17 protein-coding genes are annotated in these 15,295 nt (G+C 51.3%); 3 read left to right on the top strand and 14 right to left on the bottom strand.

Annotated features, from left to right (window positions below):
- Window positions 1-63 precede the first annotated feature (63 nt).
- The 4 genes from nusB to nrdR form a co-directional block, all read right to left on the bottom strand.
- Window positions 64-483 (bottom strand): transcription antitermination factor NusB, encoded by a 420-nt coding sequence (gene nusB, locus ATB02_RS01230; protein WP_000801125.1) that lies wholly within the window; start codon window positions 481-483, stop codon window positions 64-66.
- Window positions 484-502: 19 nt separating this feature from the next.
- Window positions 503-973 carry a 6,7-dimethyl-8-ribityllumazine synthase gene (ribH, locus tag ATB02_RS01225; protein ID WP_001021161.1) on the bottom strand — a complete coding sequence of 157 codons (471 nt, stop codon included), beginning with the start codon at window positions 971-973 and terminating at the stop codon, window positions 503-505.
- An 88-nt stretch (window positions 974-1,061) separates the two neighbouring features.
- Window positions 1,062-2,165: a bifunctional diaminohydroxyphosphoribosylaminopyrimidine deaminase/5-amino-6-(5-phosphoribosylamino)uracil reductase RibD gene (gene ribD, locus ATB02_RS01220; RefSeq protein WP_105270961.1), complete on the bottom strand. Its 1,104-nt coding sequence runs from the start codon at window positions 2,163-2,165 to the stop codon at window positions 1,062-1,064.
- 3 nt (window positions 2,166-2,168) lie between these two features.
- Window positions 2,169-2,618 (bottom strand): transcriptional regulator NrdR, encoded by a 450-nt coding sequence (nrdR, locus tag ATB02_RS01215; protein WP_000543535.1) that lies wholly within the window; start codon window positions 2,616-2,618, stop codon window positions 2,169-2,171.
- Window positions 2,619-2,768: 150 nt separating this feature from the next.
- Here nrdR and ATB02_RS01210 point away from each other — a divergent pair, with 150 nt between their 5' ends.
- Entirely contained in the window at window positions 2,769-3,308 is a 540-nt protein-coding gene (locus ATB02_RS01210) for a DUF3251 domain-containing protein (RefSeq protein WP_105270960.1), read from the top strand.
- A 297-nt stretch (window positions 3,309-3,605) separates the two neighbouring features.
- Window positions 3,606-4,490 (top strand): nucleoside-specific channel-forming protein Tsx, encoded by an 885-nt coding sequence (tsx, locus tag ATB02_RS01205; protein ID WP_001295328.1) that lies wholly within the window; start codon window positions 3,606-3,608, stop codon window positions 4,488-4,490.
- A 176-nt stretch (window positions 4,491-4,666) separates the two neighbouring features.
- Here tsx and yajD read toward each other — a convergent pair whose 3' ends face one another.
- From yajD to queA, 8 genes are all read right to left on the bottom strand, one after another.
- Window positions 4,667-5,014, bottom strand: coding sequence for an HNH nuclease YajD (yajD, locus tag ATB02_RS01200; RefSeq protein WP_032183461.1), 348 nt, complete (start codon window positions 5,012-5,014; stop codon window positions 4,667-4,669).
- Between the two features lie 87 nt (window positions 5,015-5,101).
- Window positions 5,102-5,383 (bottom strand): type II toxin-antitoxin system RelE/ParE family toxin, encoded by a 282-nt coding sequence (locus ATB02_RS01195; RefSeq protein WP_000277485.1) that lies wholly within the window; start codon window positions 5,381-5,383, stop codon window positions 5,102-5,104.
- Window positions 5,376-5,618 (bottom strand): type II toxin-antitoxin system ParD family antitoxin, encoded by a 243-nt coding sequence (locus ATB02_RS01190; protein ID WP_001226938.1) that lies wholly within the window; start codon window positions 5,616-5,618, stop codon window positions 5,376-5,378. Before ATB02_RS01190 ends, ATB02_RS01195 begins: the two co-directional genes overlap by 8 nt.
- Window positions 5,619-5,769: 151 nt before the next feature.
- Entirely contained in the window at window positions 5,770-6,741 is a 972-nt protein-coding gene (gene secF, locus ATB02_RS01185) for a protein translocase subunit SecF (RefSeq protein ID WP_000046637.1), read from the bottom strand.
- A gap of 10 nt (window positions 6,742-6,751) precedes the next feature.
- The gene (gene secD / locus ATB02_RS01180) at window positions 6,752-8,599 is read right to left on the bottom strand and encodes a protein translocase subunit SecD (RefSeq protein WP_000934822.1); all 1,848 of its coding nucleotides are present in this window, start codon (window positions 8,597-8,599) and stop codon (window positions 6,752-6,754) included.
- A gap of 27 nt (window positions 8,600-8,626) precedes the next feature.
- Entirely contained in the window at window positions 8,627-8,959 is a 333-nt protein-coding gene (yajC, locus tag ATB02_RS01175; protein WP_000007629.1) for a preprotein translocase subunit YajC, read from the bottom strand.
- Between the two features lie 22 nt (window positions 8,960-8,981).
- Window positions 8,982-10,109 carry a tRNA guanosine(34) transglycosylase Tgt gene (gene tgt, locus ATB02_RS01170; protein WP_000667319.1) on the bottom strand — a complete coding sequence of 376 codons (1,128 nt, stop codon included), beginning with the start codon at window positions 10,107-10,109 and terminating at the stop codon, window positions 8,982-8,984.
- A gap of 54 nt (window positions 10,110-10,163) precedes the next feature.
- Window positions 10,164-11,234: a tRNA preQ1(34) S-adenosylmethionine ribosyltransferase-isomerase QueA gene (queA, locus tag ATB02_RS01165; protein ID WP_001266492.1), complete on the bottom strand. Its 1,071-nt coding sequence runs from the start codon at window positions 11,232-11,234 to the stop codon at window positions 10,164-10,166.
- A 92-nt stretch (window positions 11,235-11,326) separates the two neighbouring features.
- Here queA and acpH point away from each other — a divergent pair, with 92 nt between their 5' ends.
- Window positions 11,327-11,908 (top strand): ACP phosphodiesterase, encoded by a 582-nt coding sequence (gene acpH, locus ATB02_RS01160; RefSeq protein WP_105270959.1) that lies wholly within the window; start codon window positions 11,327-11,329, stop codon window positions 11,906-11,908.
- A 4-nt stretch (window positions 11,909-11,912) separates the two neighbouring features.
- On the opposite strand, the gene malZ is transcribed toward acpH, so the two are convergent.
- A complete protein-coding gene (gene malZ / locus ATB02_RS01155; RefSeq protein ID WP_123059817.1) occupies window positions 11,913-13,730 on the bottom strand; it encodes a maltodextrin glucosidase in 1,818 nt (605 codons plus the stop codon).
- Window positions 13,731-13,884: 154 nt separating this feature from the next.
- A complete protein-coding gene (proY, locus tag ATB02_RS01150) occupies window positions 13,885-15,258 on the bottom strand; it encodes a proline-specific permease ProY (protein ID WP_001353407.1) in 1,374 nt (457 codons plus the stop codon).
- Window positions 15,259-15,295: the final 37 nt, after the last annotated feature.

Genomic DNA, 15,295 nt, shown 5'->3' with positions numbered 1-15,295 from the left:
CAGGTAAAAAAGAAAAGGCCGGCGATCGCGGAACGGTCTTCCGTGAATCTACCGGCCTGGATATCACTTTTTGTTAGGGCGAATCACAGGTGCTGCTTTATCGAGTACGCCGTTGACGAACTTATGGCTGTCTTCTGCGCCGAACGATTTTGCCAGTTCGATCGCTTCGTTAATGGCCACTTTGTATGGCACATCGCTACGTTTAGACAGCTCGTACAGCGCAATGCGCAGTACAGCTTTTTCTACCTGGCCCAGTTCTTCCAGCAGGCGGGACAGGTATGGCTTCATCAGTCCGTCGAGGTATGCGGTGTTAGTCGCCACCCCGGCCAGCAGCTCACGGAAGTACAGGACGTCAACATCTTTTACATCCTGTTCAGCCAGGAACTGGTATTCAACATCAGCGATGTCGTTCTGGGACAACTGCCAGGAGTAGAGCGCCTGGACGGCACACTCACGAGCGCGGCGACGAGCAGCAGGTTTCACGGATTTCCCCTTACTAATTTCAGGCCTTGATGGCTTTCAATACATTAATCATTTCAAGCGCGGTCAGTGCAGCTTCTGCACCTTTGTTGCCAGCTTTGGTGCCAGCACGTTCGATCGCTTGTTCAATGCTTTCAGTGGTCAGAACACCAAAAGCAACCGGAATTTCGCTGTCCTGGGCAACATGCGCCAGGCCGTTGCTTGCACCACCAGCGACATATTCAAAGTGGGCAGTGCCACCACGAATAACCGTACCCAGCGCAATCACCGCGTCATATTTACCGGTTTTAGCCAGTGCACCCGCCGCCAGCGGCAGCTCATAGGCACCAGGCACCCAAACAACGGTAATGTTTTCATCTTTTACCTGACCGATACGTTTCAGTGCGTCAATTGCACCTTCCAGCAGGCTGTCATTGATAAAGTTGTTGAAACGCGCGATGGTGATGGCGACGCGAGCGTCCGGGGTAGCAACGTTAGCTTCAATAATGTTCATTTTCTTCCTTCGGGTTCGAGTATGGCCCCGCAGGGGGGCGGATTTTAGCATAATATTTCGTGCGCTGCTTCCCTTTCGAGCCGGGAGATCATGCACCCACTAAATGCAGGCAAACATCCGGGCCTACATGACGTATCTCTTTGAATTTAAATTGGGGGACGTCGGCTAATTTCTCAAGTCCTGGCAGCGTGCATAATCCACGGGCGTCGTTGCCTAATAGTTTAGGTGCGATATAGACAATCAGCTCATCGACTAAACCCGCCTGTAGCAATGCGCCAGCGAGCGTTGGCCCCGCTTCCACCCAGATGCTGTTAATCTGCTGTTTACCCAGTTGCATCATCAGTACAACCAGATCCAGATGACCTTTATGCTCTGGAATCAGCAAGGTACGTACCGTTTCCGGCCACTCACGAGAATCTTCCTGCGTACGCGCGAACCAGGTTTCGCCGGGCTGCTGCACAATGCGATGTTCCGGCGTCACGCGATTTTGGCTATCAATCACAATACGTACTGGCTGGCGGAGATTTTGTTGCGGATAGAGCGCCTGAGTTTGTTCGTCCAGTTCAGACCAACGCACCGTTAAGGCTGGATCGTCCGCCATGACTGTTGCGCTGCTGGTTAAAATGGCATGACTTTGCGCACGCAGACGTTGTACATCGCGTCGCGCCTGAGGAGACGTGATCCACTGGCTCTCACCGCTCGCCATCGCTGTGCGGCCATCTAGCGACGCGCCAAGTTTTAACTGGATATAAGGAAAGCCGGTGCGCATGCGCTTGAGAAAGCCTTTATTCAATTGCTCGGCTTCACTCATCATCAGGCCGTGGCTGACGTCAATGCCAGCCTGTTGCAAACGATAAAGTCCACGCCCAGCGACCTGCGGGTTAGGATCCTGCATCGCGGCAACCACGCGCGTGACACCCGCAGCAATCAACGCATCGCAACACGGCGGCGTACGACCATGATGACTACAAGGTTCGAGTGTGACATACGCCGTGGCACCTTTGGCTTTTTCGCCAGCCATGCGCAACGCATGTACCTCGGCATGCGGTTCACCCGCTCGCTGATGGTAACCTTCACCGACGATTTCGCCATCTTTTACAATGACGCACCCGACATTCGGGTTGGGATGAGTGGTAAAACGTCCTCGTTGCGCCAGCTTAAGCGCCCGCGCCATGTAATACTCGTCCTGCACGGCTTAGTCCTCCAGGCGCGCGATCTCTTCGCCAAATTCTTTGATATCTTCGAAACTGCGATAGACAGAGGCAAAACGGATATAGGCGACTTTATCGAGCTTTTTCAATTGCTCCATCACCAAATTGCCAATCATCTTGCTCGGCACTTCACGCTCACCGGTGGCGCGCAGCTGCGATTTAATATGATTGATTGCCATTTCGACGTCATCGGAACTCACCGGACGTTTTTCCAGCGCCCGCAGCATTCCGCTACGTAATTTCTCTTCATTAAACGGTTCACGCACGTCATTGCTTTTTACAACACGTGGCATAACCAGCTCCGCCACTTCAAAGGTGGTGAAACGTTCATTACACACCAGACACTGCCGACGGCGGCGTACGGATGAGCCCTCGCCTACGAGACGAGAGTCAATTACCTTAGTGTCCACGGCGAAACAGAATGGGCAATGCATACGGCGTCCTGACCAGGTGGTTAACAGAAATCTATTTTACCCTGAACTGACGATACAACAAAGGCGCAACGCTTTTGAGATAAAGGATCGATGCTTTCGCTGCTTTTACCCTCTACCATTAGGCTTATTGCGATAAGAAAGGGACGACCTATGAATACAAACGTTTTTCGACTGCTCCTGCTGGGAAGCCTGTTCAGCCTTAGCGCCTGTGTGCAGCAAAGCGAAGTGCGGCAGATGAAACACAGCGTCAGCACACTGAACCAGGAGATGACGCAACTCAATAAAGAAACGGTCAAAATCACTCAGCAAAACAGGCTGAATGCAAAATCCAGCAGTGGGGTTTACCTTCTGCCTGGAGCGAAAACACCAGCAAGACTGGAAAGCCAGATCGGTACTTTACGTATGTCGCTGGTGAATATTACGCCTGATACAGATGGCACCACCCTGACGCTACGTATTCAGGGCGAGTCGAATGATCCCTTGCCCGCATTCAGCGGAACTGTTGAATATGGGCAAATTCAGGGAACAATAGACAACTTTCAGGAAATCAATGTGCAGAATCAATTGATTAACGCCCCTGCCAGCGTCCTCGCCCCCAGCGATGTTGATATTCCGTTACAGTTAAAGGGTATTTCTGCGGATCAGTTAGGCTTTGTACGTATCCACGACATTCAACCTGTTATGCAGTAAACGTATCGCGGGGCGTTTTGTGCGTCCCGCAACATCTTTCCCCGTCATTTTGTTACTCTGCTTACATCACCCAGATTGATAGTAAAAGTTTGCAACAAGGGTGAAAGTCAGTACAATCCCCGCCCGAATGTGTGTAAACGTGAACGCAATCGATTACGTAAATGATAGAACTGTGAAACGAAACATATTTTTGTGAGCAATGATTTTTATAATAGGCTCCTCTGTATACGAAATATTTAGAAACGCAATTTGCGCCTTTTTCACTCCCGCAAGGGATTTTCAAACAGTGGCATACATATGAAAAAAACATTACTGGCAGCCGGTGCGGTACTGGCGCTCTCTTCGTCTTTTACTGTTAACGCAGCTGAAAACGACAAACCGCAGTATCTTTCCGACTGGTGGCACCAGAGCGTTAACGTTGTCGGAAGCTATCACACCCGTTTCGGACCGCAGATCCGCAACGATACCTACCTTGAGTACGAAGCATTCGCTAAAAAAGACTGGTTCGACTTCTATGGGTATGCGGATGCGCCGGTATTCTTCGGCGGTAACTCCGATGCAAAAGGTATCTGGAACCACGGTTCCCCGCTGTTTATGGAAATCGAACCACGTTTCTCCATCGACAAGCTGACCAATACTGACCTTAGCTTTGGTCCGTTCAAAGAGTGGTACTTCGCGAACAACTACATTTACGACATGGGTCGTAATAAAGATGGTCGCCAGAGCACCTGGTACATGGGTCTGGGTACCGATATCGATACTGGCCTGCCGATGAGCCTGTCCATGAACGTCTATGCAAAATACCAGTGGCAGAACTATGGCGCAGCGAATGAAAACGAGTGGGACGGTTACCGTTTCAAAATTAAATACTTTGTGCCGATTACCGATCTGTGGGGTGGTCAGCTGAGCTACATCGGCTTCACCAACTTCGACTGGGGTTCCGATTTAGGGGATGACAGCGGTAACGCAATCAACGGTATTAAGACCCGTACCAATAACTCCATCGCTTCCAGCCATATTCTGGCTCTGAACTACGATCACTGGCACTACTCTGTCGTAGCTCGTTACTGGCACGACGGTGGTCAGTGGAACGACGATGCAGAACTGAACTTCGGCAACGGCAACTTCAACGTTCGCTCTACCGGCTGGGGTGGTTACCTGGTAGTAGGTTACAACTTCTGATGACTGAAATGCCGGATCTTGTATCCGGCATTTCAGATTGTTAACAACGTGCGCTTTGTTCATGCCGGATGCGGCGTAAACGCCTTATCCGGCCTACAAAAACACGTAAATTCAATACATTGCTGAGATTACGTAGGCCTGATAAGCGTAGCGCATCAGGCAATTTTGCGTTTTAATCACTTCTTCTTATTCATCATCGCTTTTAAATCAGCGAATGGGTTGTACTTCGCTTCACCGACATCTTTCTGCGCATCTTCCCCTGCGATAACGGTCGTACCATACCGATCTGCTTCGGTATATTTCGAATGCTCATGATCGTGGCAATAGAGACAAAGCAATTCCCAGTTACTGCCATCTTCCGGGTTATTGGTATGGTCGTGATCAATGTGGTGAACAGTAAGTTCACGCAGGTTGGAATAGACAAACTCGCGGGAACAGCGACCGCAGACCCACGGATAGAGTTTTAACGCTTTTTCGCGATAGCCGCTTTCTAACCGCGCATAGTTTTTTGGGATTATAGCCATGAAAAGTTACCTGGATGAAATGTAGGGTTACGCGCAGTTTCCCAAGATGCGGGGATTTTCGCAATCCTGAGTCAAGAAATTCTCACATTACCAGTGACGGCGAGGTTCCATCAGCTGATGAAGAATGCGCGCAATGAGAATGTCATCGACTCTTATAACGTAATAAACAGTGTGAAACCTAAATGCGATCTTCTTTACCTCTGGAATCGCATCATAGTCTTGACCAATCTCGGGCATTTGAGAGAGTGTATCCAAAAAAATGCCGAGAGAGTCGGTATAGCGATCCGCCTGCTCCTCACCAAACTTTCCCAGCGTGTAGTCATAGATCCCTCTGAAATCTTCAACAGCTTTTCCGCTAAGCTTATACACGATGTTTTTGCTTCCTTTCTGCTGCGATATCACGAAGCGTCATCGAACTTTCACCACTCTCAAGACCTTCAATAACTGCATTTCTGACAGCTTCATCCCTGGATTCTTGTTGTTCCAATAGACGAAGCGCTGAACGCATCACTTCACTGGCCGAGCCATAACGACCAGACTGGACCATCCGGGTAATAAAACTATCTAATTGTTCGCCAACGCTTACTGAGGTAATTTTGCGCATAAGCGATCTCCATGTATTAACTATTAATACAAAGTATATGTCAGAACTCTTTCTACAACCAAAGCTGTATTCAGTAAACTAATCAACTATCGAAAAAAAACCGCAGCGCAAATACGCCACGGTTTTTTAAATGAACGGATTTAAAACACCCTTAAGGCAGAATTGACGGCTGATCCGCCCCTTCTTTTTCCACTTTCTGTTGCAGCATGTGTTCGCGCTTCATACCCAGTTTCAAAGCCAGCGCCGATGCTACGTAGATGGAAGATGCAGTACCGATGGAAACACCGATAAGCATGGTCAGCGAGAAGCCTTCCAGTACCGGACCACCGAAGAGGTACAGCATCAGGATAACCATCAAGGTAGTACCGGATGTGATCAAGGTACGGTGCAGCGTCTGGGTCAAGGACACGTTAAAGATTTCGTAAGGCGTACCGCGACGGATCTTGCGGAAGTTTTCACGAATACGGTCCGATACCACGATACTGTCGTTAAGCGAGTAACCGATAACCGACATCAACGATGCCACAATGGTCAGGTCAATCTCGATATGGAATAACGACAAAATACCCAGCGTAATGATAACGTCGTGCGCCAGCGCAATAACAACCCCTGCCGCCAGTCGCCACTCAAAGCGGAAACCTACATACACGAGGATAGACAGCAGCGCCGCCATCAACGCCATCGCACCGGTTTGCGCAAGGTCTGCCCCCACGCTCGGACCGACGAACTCAATACGCTTCACTGCCGCATTCTGATTGGTGGATTCGTTAATCACCTTCAGAACCTGGCTGCCCAGCACCTGACCGCCGGTTTCGCCTTCAGCAGGCGGCATACGGACCATGATGTCGTGGCTGCTACCAAAGTTTTGCAGCATCGGCTCTTCAAAGCCCGCTTTCTGCAATGCATCACGCATCACATCGATTTCAGCCGGTTTTTCGAGCGTAATTTCGATAACCGTACCACCGGTGAAATCCAGCCCCCAGTTAAAGCCGCGCACGCCCATAATAACGATAGCGGCGATTAACAGCAGACCAGAGATGCCGAAAGCCCAGTAGTCCCAGCGCATAAAGTCATAGACTTTACGGCCGTGGTTTAGTTGTTCAACAGTATATTCCTGTGCCACATCGCACTCCTCAGATTGACAGCTTCTTGACGCGCTTGCCGCCATATAGCAGGTTTACGATGGCACGCGTACCGACAATCGCGGTAAACATCGACGTCGCCACACCGATACCGGTAGTAATCGCGAACCCTTTAATTGCCCCGGTACCCACTGCGTACAGGATGATGACTTTAATCAGCGTGGTGATGTTCGCATCGAAGATGGAACTGAACGCGCCACGATAACCTTCATCAATTGCCTGCTGAACAGTACGCCCGTTGCTTAACTCTTCTTTAATACGTTCGTTGATCAGTACGTTCGCATCGACCGCCACCGCAAGGGTTAAGACGATACCCGCGATACCCGGCATACTCAGCGTTGCGCCTGGCAACAACGACATAATGCCGACGATCAAGATCAAGTTGGCAATCAGAGCACTGGTCGCAATCAGACCAAACTTCTTATAGAAGATGATCATAAACAGAATAGAAACCAGCAGACCGGCAAGGCAAGCCTCCAGCCCCTGTTCAATGTTCTGCATACCCAGAGTCGGGCCAATGGTACGTTCTTCAACAATCTGAATTGGCGCGATCAACGCACCGGCACGCAGCAAAAGTGAAAGCTGACGGGCTTCGTTCGGGTTGTTAATACCGGTGATACGGAAGCTGTTACCCAGACGAGACTGGATGTTAGCGATGTTAATCACCTCTTCCTGTTTCACCAGAACCGCACGACCGTTAGCATCTTTCTTGCCGCTGTCTTTGTACTCCACAAATAGGGTCGCCATCGGTTTGCCGATGTTGTCCTTGGTGAAGTTCGACATGATGTTACCACCAGCGCTATCGAGCGAGATGTTAACCTGCGGTTGGTTGTATTCGTCCTGGCTGGAAGTGGAGTCAGTGATATGGTCACCGGTCAGAATTACACGTTTGTACAGCACAACAGGCTGACCTTCGCGGGTCTGTTTCACTTCAGAGTCGCCCGGTACGCGTCCAGACGCAGCAGCGGCCTGGTCAACGTTGGTGTTTACCAGACGGAATTCCAACGTTGCCGTTGCACCCAGAATCTCTTTCGCTCGTGCGGTGTCCTGGATACCAGGCAGCTCAACAACGATACGGTCAGCACCCTGACGCTGAACCACCGGCTCCGCCACGCCAAGCTGGTTTACACGGTTACGCAGGATGTTGATGTTCTGTTGCACCGCATATTCACGCGCTTCACTCAGGCGAGCATCGCTCATTACCGCACGCAGCTGATTGCTGCCCTGGCTGCTAATCACCAGGTCCGGATGACGCTTGCTCAGATACGCAATGGCTTCATCACGAGCTTTAGCATCGCGGAAAGTGATGCTCAGGCCGTAGTTGTTTTCTTTACGAACGGTGGTATACGGGATGCCCTTTTCGCGCAGGTCGCTGCGCAGGCTATCGATGTTTTGTTCCTGGAGTTTGCCAAGCGCGGTGTCCATATCCACTTCCATCAGGAAGTGAACGCCGCCACGCAGGTCAAGGCCGAGCTTCATCGGCTCAGCGTGAATAGCTGCCAGCCAGCGCGGCGTTGCCGGGGCAAGGTTAAGCGCCACGACGTATTTGTCACCCATAACGCCCATTAATGCTTCACGAGCGCGCAGTTGGGTGTCAGTGGAGTCGAAGCGCGCAAGAATAGCGCCCTCTTCCAGTGCCACAGACTTAGCAGTTATTTTTTCTTCTTGTAACGTTTTCTGGACCTGGATCAGCGTTTGCTCACTGGCGGCGACTCCGCGCGCGCCAGTGATCTGAACAGCCGGATCCTCACCAAACAGGTTGGGAAGTGCATACAGCAGACCGATGACAATCACCACGATCAGCATGACGTACTTCCACAAAGGATAACGGTTTAACACGGCAATTCCCTTAGGGAAAAATTTTAATTACAGCGCCTTCATGGTGCCTTTCGGCAGAACGGCAGCTACGAAGTCACGTTTAATAACTACTTCAGTGGTGTCATTCAGTGCGATAGCAATGTAGCCGTTTTCTGCTACTTTGGTTACGCGACCGACCAGGCCACCGTTCGTCAGAACTTCATCACCTTTGGCAATGGAGTCCATCAGCTTTTTGTGTTCTTTGGTGCGCTTCTGCTGTGGACGCAGGATCATGAAATAGAAAATCAGACCGAATACCACCAGCATCAAAATCAAAGACATCGGGCTACCTTGCGCCGGTGCACCCGTTGCCGCTACCGCATCAGAAATAAAAAAGCTCATTAAATTTCCCTCATTATTAATATTAATCAACGTTCAAAGGTGGTACTTCTCGCCCCTGACGCTGGTAAAAATCAGTTACGAAGCTCTCTAATTTACCCTCTTCAATAGCCTTGCGTAAACCCGCCATCAAACGCTGGTAGTAACGAAGGTTATGAATGGTATTGAGTCGCGCGCCTAATATTTCGTTGCAACGGTCGAGATGATGCAAGTAAGCGCGTGAATAATTGCGACAGGTGTAGCAATCACACTCAGGATCGAGTGGGCCAGTATCGCTCTTATACTTCGCATTGCGGATTTTCACCACGCCATCGGTCACGAACAGATGACCATTTCGGGCGTTGCGGGTTGGCATTACGCAGTCAAACATATCGATACCGCGACGTACGCCTTCAACCAGATCTTCCGGTTTACCAACGCCCATCAGGTAACGCGGTTTGTCTGCCGGAATTTGCGGACACACATGCTCCAGAATGCGGTGCATATCTGCTTTCGGCTCACCCACAGCCAGACCGCCGACAGCGTAGCCATCAAAACCGATATCTACCAGACCTTTAACAGAAATATCACGTAAATCTTCGTAAACGCTGCCCTGAATGATACCAAACAGCGCATTTTTGTTACCGAGACTATCAAAACGCTCACGGCTACGCTTCGCCCAACGCAGAGACATCTCCATCGAGCGTTTTGCGTAATCCCAGTCAGCAGGATACGGCGTACACTCATCAAAGATCATGACGATATCTGAACCAAGATCGTACTGAATCTCCATCGACTTTTCCGGGTCGAGGAAAATCGGGTCGCCGTTGATCGGGTTACGGAAGTGAACGCCCTGTTCGGTGATTTTACGAATATCGCCAAGGCTGAAGACCTGGAAGCCGCCGGAGTCGGTAAGGATAGGGCCTTTCCACTGCATAAAATCGTGCAGATCGCCATGCAGTTTCATGATTTCCTGACCCGGGCGCAGCCACAGGTGGAAAGTGTTACCGAGAATAATTTGTGCGCCAGTGGCTTCAACTTCTTCCGGCGTCATCCCTTTTACGGTGCCGTAGGTGCCAACAGGCATAAAGCAAGGCGTTTCCACTACGCCACGATCAAAGACCAGGCGGCCACGGCGTGCGCGACCGTCGGTGGTGTCCAGTTCAAATTTCATTTTTTCTCCACTACGTCAGAAAAACAGTCCAACGTTTAAACCAGCGCCGCGGAATTACTCCCCGACGCGCTCATTAATTGCCTGCGGATTGTACGTGATAAACATCGCATCACCGTAACTAAAAAAGCGATATTTCTCTTCTACCGCCGCTTTATAGGCGTTCATAGTGTGTTGATAGCCGGCAAATGCCGAAACCAGCATAATCAGCGTCGATTCAGGAAGGTGGAAGTTCGTCACCAGCGCATCGACCACTTTGTACTGGAAGCCCGGATAGATAAAGATTTGGGTATCGTCAAAGAACGGTTCGATGAGATCGTTTTTCGCCGCCTGGGCCGCGCTTTCCAGCGAACGTACCGAGGTGGTGCCAACCGCAATCACCCGATTACCGCGTGCTTTTGCTGCCAGTACCGCGTCTACCACATCCTGCGGCACTTCAGCGTATTCTGAGTGCATGATGTGATCTTCAATGGTGTCGACGCGCACCGGCTGGAAAGTACCCGCACCAACGTGCAGAGTTACGAACGCCATCTCCACGCCTTTGGCGCGCAATTTTTCCAGCAAAGGTTCGTCAAAATGCAGCCCGGCAGTCGGGGCCGCTACCGCGCCCGGTTTTTCACTATAAACTGTTTGATAAAGTTCGCGGTCTGCATCTTCGTCCGGACGGTCGATGTACGGCGGCAGTGGCATGTGGCCGATGCTGTTGAGGATATCCAGTACAGAACGATCATCATTAAATTCGACTTCAAACAGTGCGCCGTGGCGAGCGGTCATTGTTGCGTTGATACTTTCGTCATCGCCCAGCAGCAGCTCTGCGCCCGGTTTTGGCGCTTTCGAGGCGCGAATATGCGCAAGAATGCGTTTGTCGTCGAGCATACGCTCAACCAGCACTTCAATCTTGCCGCCGCTGGCTTTACGCCCAAACAGGCGCGCCGGGATCACGCGGGTATTATTAAAAACCAGAAGATCGCCGGGGTTGAGCTTATCGAGTAAATCGGTGAAAGTACCGTGCGTCAGCGCGCCCGTCGGCCCGTCCAGCGACAGTAAACGACAGCTACTGCGTTCAGGCATTGGATAGTGGGCAATCAGGGATTCGGGCAATTCAAAGGAGAAATCGGTAACGCGCATGACACTGACTCAGACTAAAATAAGAGGCGGGTAGTCTAGTGCCGGGGCGCTCTCCCTGCAACCTTTACCCCCCTTTGGATAGAATATAATCGATGAATTTTTTAGCTCACCTGCATCTAGCCCATCTCGCGGAAAGCTCGCTTTCCGGCAATTTACTGGCTGATTTCGTACGCGGAAATCCTGAAGAAAATTTTCCGCCCGACGTCGTGGCTGGCATTCATATGCATCGCCGTATCGACGTACTGACCGATAATCTGCCGGAAGTCCGCGAAGCAAGGGAGTGGTTTCGTCGTGAAACCCGCCGCGTTGCGCCTATTACGCTGGATGTCATATGGGATCACTTTCTTTCACGCCACTGGTCGCAGCTATCACCGGACTTTCCGCTACAGGAATTTACCTGTTATGCCCGGGAGCAAGTGATGACTATTCTTCCAGACTCACCGCCACGCTTTATCAATCTGAACAACTACTTATGGTCTGAGCAATGGCTGGTTCGCTATCGCGATATGGATTTCATCCAGAACGTGTTAAACGGCATGGCAAGCCGTCGCCCACGTCTGGATGCCCTGCGTGACTCTTGGTACGATTTAGACGCCCATTACGATGCTCTCGAAACCCGCTTCTGGCAGTTTTATCCGCGGATGATGGCGCAGGCGTCACGCAAGGCGTTATAAGAGGTTAATTCATCCACACCGTAGCCGAAATGGCAGACAAAGCCAGAATCCCGTCCGTCAGTTGCCCATGCCCCTCCTTGCGTTGCCATTGCGCGACATTGAGTAACGGCGACGCGGGTAGCACCACTTCACAGGCTTCGCCACGGTTGATAGCTACCAGTACACGCTGCTGATTCAGCACGCGGCCAAATACCACCACGTTATCTTCCGCATATAGCACCTGACAGCCGCCACGACGCAGCGCCTGACTTTTCTTACGCAGCGCAATCATTCGCTGGTACAGCGCGAATAACGCCGTATCCTGCTTTTCCACCTGCCAGGGGAACGGTTTACGGCAAAACGGATCGTTTTTACCATCCAGTCCCACTTCATCACCGTAATAAATGCACGGTACACCAGGCCAGGTGAACAACCAGACCACCGCCAGCGGCAGGCGCGCAATATCCCGACCGAGCAGAGTTTTAAATCGCGCAGTATCGTGGCTATCGAGCTGATTAAACATACGTAATTGCTGTTGATGAGAAAGCCCTGCGCGGTAATTATCCATCCAGGCCATACAGGTTTGGGCGTCAATTTGCTGCGGATCATAAGAGATATCGGTGTTGGCAAGAAATCCCCACAACGGGAATGTGAAGCCGCGATAGTTCATGGCGGCATCTTCCACATCGGCCTGTAACCATTGCCGTGCATCGCCAAAATGCTCTCCGACAATATACGCTTCCGGCTGAGTTTCTTTCGCCGCTTCGGTGATCCCAGCAACGTGCTGCAAATTATTGCGCGCCCCACCCGCTTCCCCCAGCATATGCACCACATCCAGCCGCCAGCCGTCCATATTCCATGGTGCTTTCAGCCAATGGCGGACAATGCTGTCTTCCCCGCGATAAATTTCATTCACCAGACTTTCCGACTGATAATCCAGCTTCGGCAAGCTGGCATAGCCCAGCCAGTCGAGCGCCGTGCCATCATCACTAAACGAGTACCAGTCGCGCCAGGGCGATTCGGGGTTGTGACAAGCTCCCCCCGTGCCACGATTGTGCCTGTCAAACCAGGCATGGGAATCGCCACTGTGGTTAAACACGCCGTCCAGCACCAGCCGCATTCCCATCTGCTGTGTATTGTTTCGTAAACGCAGCAACGCCCCATCGCCGCCAAACTGCGGATCGACATGGCGATAATCCTCGGTATCGTATTTATGTACGCTGGGAGCTTTAAACACCGGATTAAGATACAGCGCCGTCACGCCAAGTTTTTTCAGATACGGCAGTTTTTCGCTGATACCGTCCAGATCGCCGCCATAGAACGTTGATCCGCCCGCCTGCGCCGTGACCGGTTCATCCCAGTCACGCAATATGATCTCTTGTCCGGCTGCGTGATGGTAATAAACATGATCCTGTTCAGCTTCACGAGGAAGACTACGGGCGAAACGATCAGGAAAGATCTGATAAAAAACCTGATCTGCCGCCCATTGTGGCCCGATGTCCGGTACATCGACGGCAAACTGCTCCAGTCGCGCTGGCGGCATTCGACTGAAGCCCTGCGGTGTAAACCAACGCTGGCGATCGTGCCACAATAATTTGAAGCTATAGCGCCGCCGGGGTTGCCCAATGGAAATATCGATGGCCGCCCGCCATGCCGTGACACCAGGCTGGGGCTGACTGCGCTGCTTATGCATCGGTACTGACGTTTCTTCGTTATCGTTTTCTGTACGTAGCATAATCCGCTGCGGTGGGTCTTCGCCTGTCAGCCACAGTGTAATGAGTAGTTGATCTTTGCTTTGTTTAACAAATGGGGGCACCGGCAGGTGCCATGCATTTAACATCATAATTCCCCTGTGATGAAAATCTGATCACCTTGCCATAGCCTAATGCAGGATCACTCATCATCTGAAGGATATTTGGGGGAGGAGGATGGGGGCGGATAACTTTCGGAATAGCCGGATCAGGGCTTGCCTTGATCCGGCTTACAGAACGCAGTGATTAGTGATTTTCAGCCAGCTGACGATCGTGGCGGCGTTTAAACATCCAGCCAATCAACAGCAGAACAATCCACGCGAAACCAACGTACAGCGAGATACGTGTGTCCGGATGATAACCAATCAATCCGATAATAAAGAGCAGGAAAATCAAACCGCCGATGGTCGTTGCTACCCCACCTGGTACTTTAAATTTCAGTGCCTTCACTTCTTCTGGCGGCAAACGGCGACGGAAAGCAATTTGCGACAGCAGGATCATAATCCATACCCACACCGTGGCGAAGGTTGCTAGCGAAGCGATCACCAGGAAGACATTTTCCGGCATGATGTAGTTCAGATATACCGCAAACAATAGCGCGGTAGTCATCACCAGCACCGTGACCCACGGAATACCGCGACGCGAGGTTTTGCTGAAAATTTTCGGCGCGCTACCCTGCTCTGCCATGCCGTGAAGCATACGACCTACGCCAAATACGTCACTGTTAATTGCTGACAGCGAAGCGGTCAGCACAACAAAGTTAAGAATGCTGGCGGCAAAGGTAATGCCCATATGCTGGAACGTCAGCACGAACGGGCTACCGGCAGTGCCAACCTGATTCCACGGATAGATAGACATAATGACGAACAGCGTACCGACGTAGAACACCAGAATACGCATCGGCACGGAGTTAATCGCACGCGGAATCGATTTTTCCGGATCTTTCGCTTCCCCAGCGGTAATCCCGATAATTTCGATCCCACCGTAAGCAAACATTACCATTTGCAGCGACATCACCATGCCAAGCCAGCCGTTACTGAAGAAGCCGCCGTTGCTCCAAAGATTATGGATACCGGTCGGTTGCCCGCCGTTGCCAATCCCCCAGATGATGATGCCGAAACCGGCGACAATCATGATGATGATGGTGGCGACTTTAAAGAACGAGAACCAGAACTCAAGCTCACCAAATACTTTCACGCTCATCAGGTTTACGGCGCAAATGATCAGCACCACGCTCAGTACCCAAATCCAGTGCGGCACCGTCGGGAACCAGACGCCCATATAGATACCGAAAGCGGTCACATCGGCGATGGCGACAATAAGGATTTCAAAGCAGTAGGTCCAGCCAGTGATATAACCTGCCAGTGGACCGAGGTTTTCCTGCGCATAGCGCGAGAAAGAGCTGGCTGCCGGGTTATGTACCGACATTTCCCCCAGCGCACGCATAATGATATACGCCGCGATACCACCGATAATATAGGCCAACAACACGCTCGGACCGGCCATTTTGATGGCGTCTGCCGAACCGTAAAACAACCCGGTGCCAATTGCTGAACCCAGTGCCATAAAGCGTATGTGTCGGGTACTTAGCCCACGCTTTAGCTTGTTCTTACTTTCCATCAATTCCTAACCCATCAACACAATAAAAAACCACGGG

It is taken from the genome of Escherichia sp. MOD1-EC5189 (genome assembly GCF_002966045.1).
GTDB classification, from domain to species: domain Bacteria; phylum Pseudomonadota; class Gammaproteobacteria; order Enterobacterales; family Enterobacteriaceae; genus Escherichia; species Escherichia coli_F.
This window is presented reverse-complemented; position numbering and strand designations above follow the sequence as displayed.

Coding starts and splice junctions, on each gene's coding strand:
- yajC (WP_000007629.1), bottom strand. CDS start 8,959: ATGAGCTTTTTTATTTCTGATGCGGTAGCGGCAACGGGTGCACCGGCG.
- queA (WP_001266492.1), bottom strand. CDS start 11,234: ATGCGCGTTACCGATTTCTCCTTTGAATTGCCCGAATCCCTGATTGCC.
- nrdR (WP_000543535.1), bottom strand. CDS start 2,618: ATGCATTGCCCATTCTGTTTCGCCGTGGACACTAAGGTAATTGACTCT.
- tsx (WP_001295328.1), top strand. CDS start 3,606: ATGAAAAAAACATTACTGGCAGCCGGTGCGGTACTGGCGCTCTCTTCG.
- yajD (WP_032183461.1), bottom strand. CDS start 5,014: ATGGCTATAATCCCAAAAAACTATGCGCGGTTAGAAAGCGGCTATCGC.
- malZ (WP_123059817.1), bottom strand. CDS start 13,730: ATGATGTTAAATGCATGGCACCTGCCGGTGCCCCCATTTGTTAAACAA.
- acpH (WP_105270959.1), top strand. CDS start 11,327: ATGAATTTTTTAGCTCACCTGCATCTAGCCCATCTCGCGGAAAGCTCG.
- proY (WP_001353407.1), bottom strand. CDS start 15,258: ATGGAAAGTAAGAACAAGCTAAAGCGTGGGCTAAGTACCCGACACATA.
- ATB02_RS01210 (WP_105270960.1), top strand. CDS start 2,769: ATGAATACAAACGTTTTTCGACTGCTCCTGCTGGGAAGCCTGTTCAGC.
- ATB02_RS01190 (WP_001226938.1), bottom strand. CDS start 5,618: ATGCGCAAAATTACCTCAGTAAGCGTTGGCGAACAATTAGATAGTTTT.
- ribH (WP_001021161.1), bottom strand. CDS start 973: ATGAACATTATTGAAGCTAACGTTGCTACCCCGGACGCTCGCGTCGCC.
- tgt (WP_000667319.1), bottom strand. CDS start 10,109: ATGAAATTTGAACTGGACACCACCGACGGTCGCGCACGCCGTGGCCGC.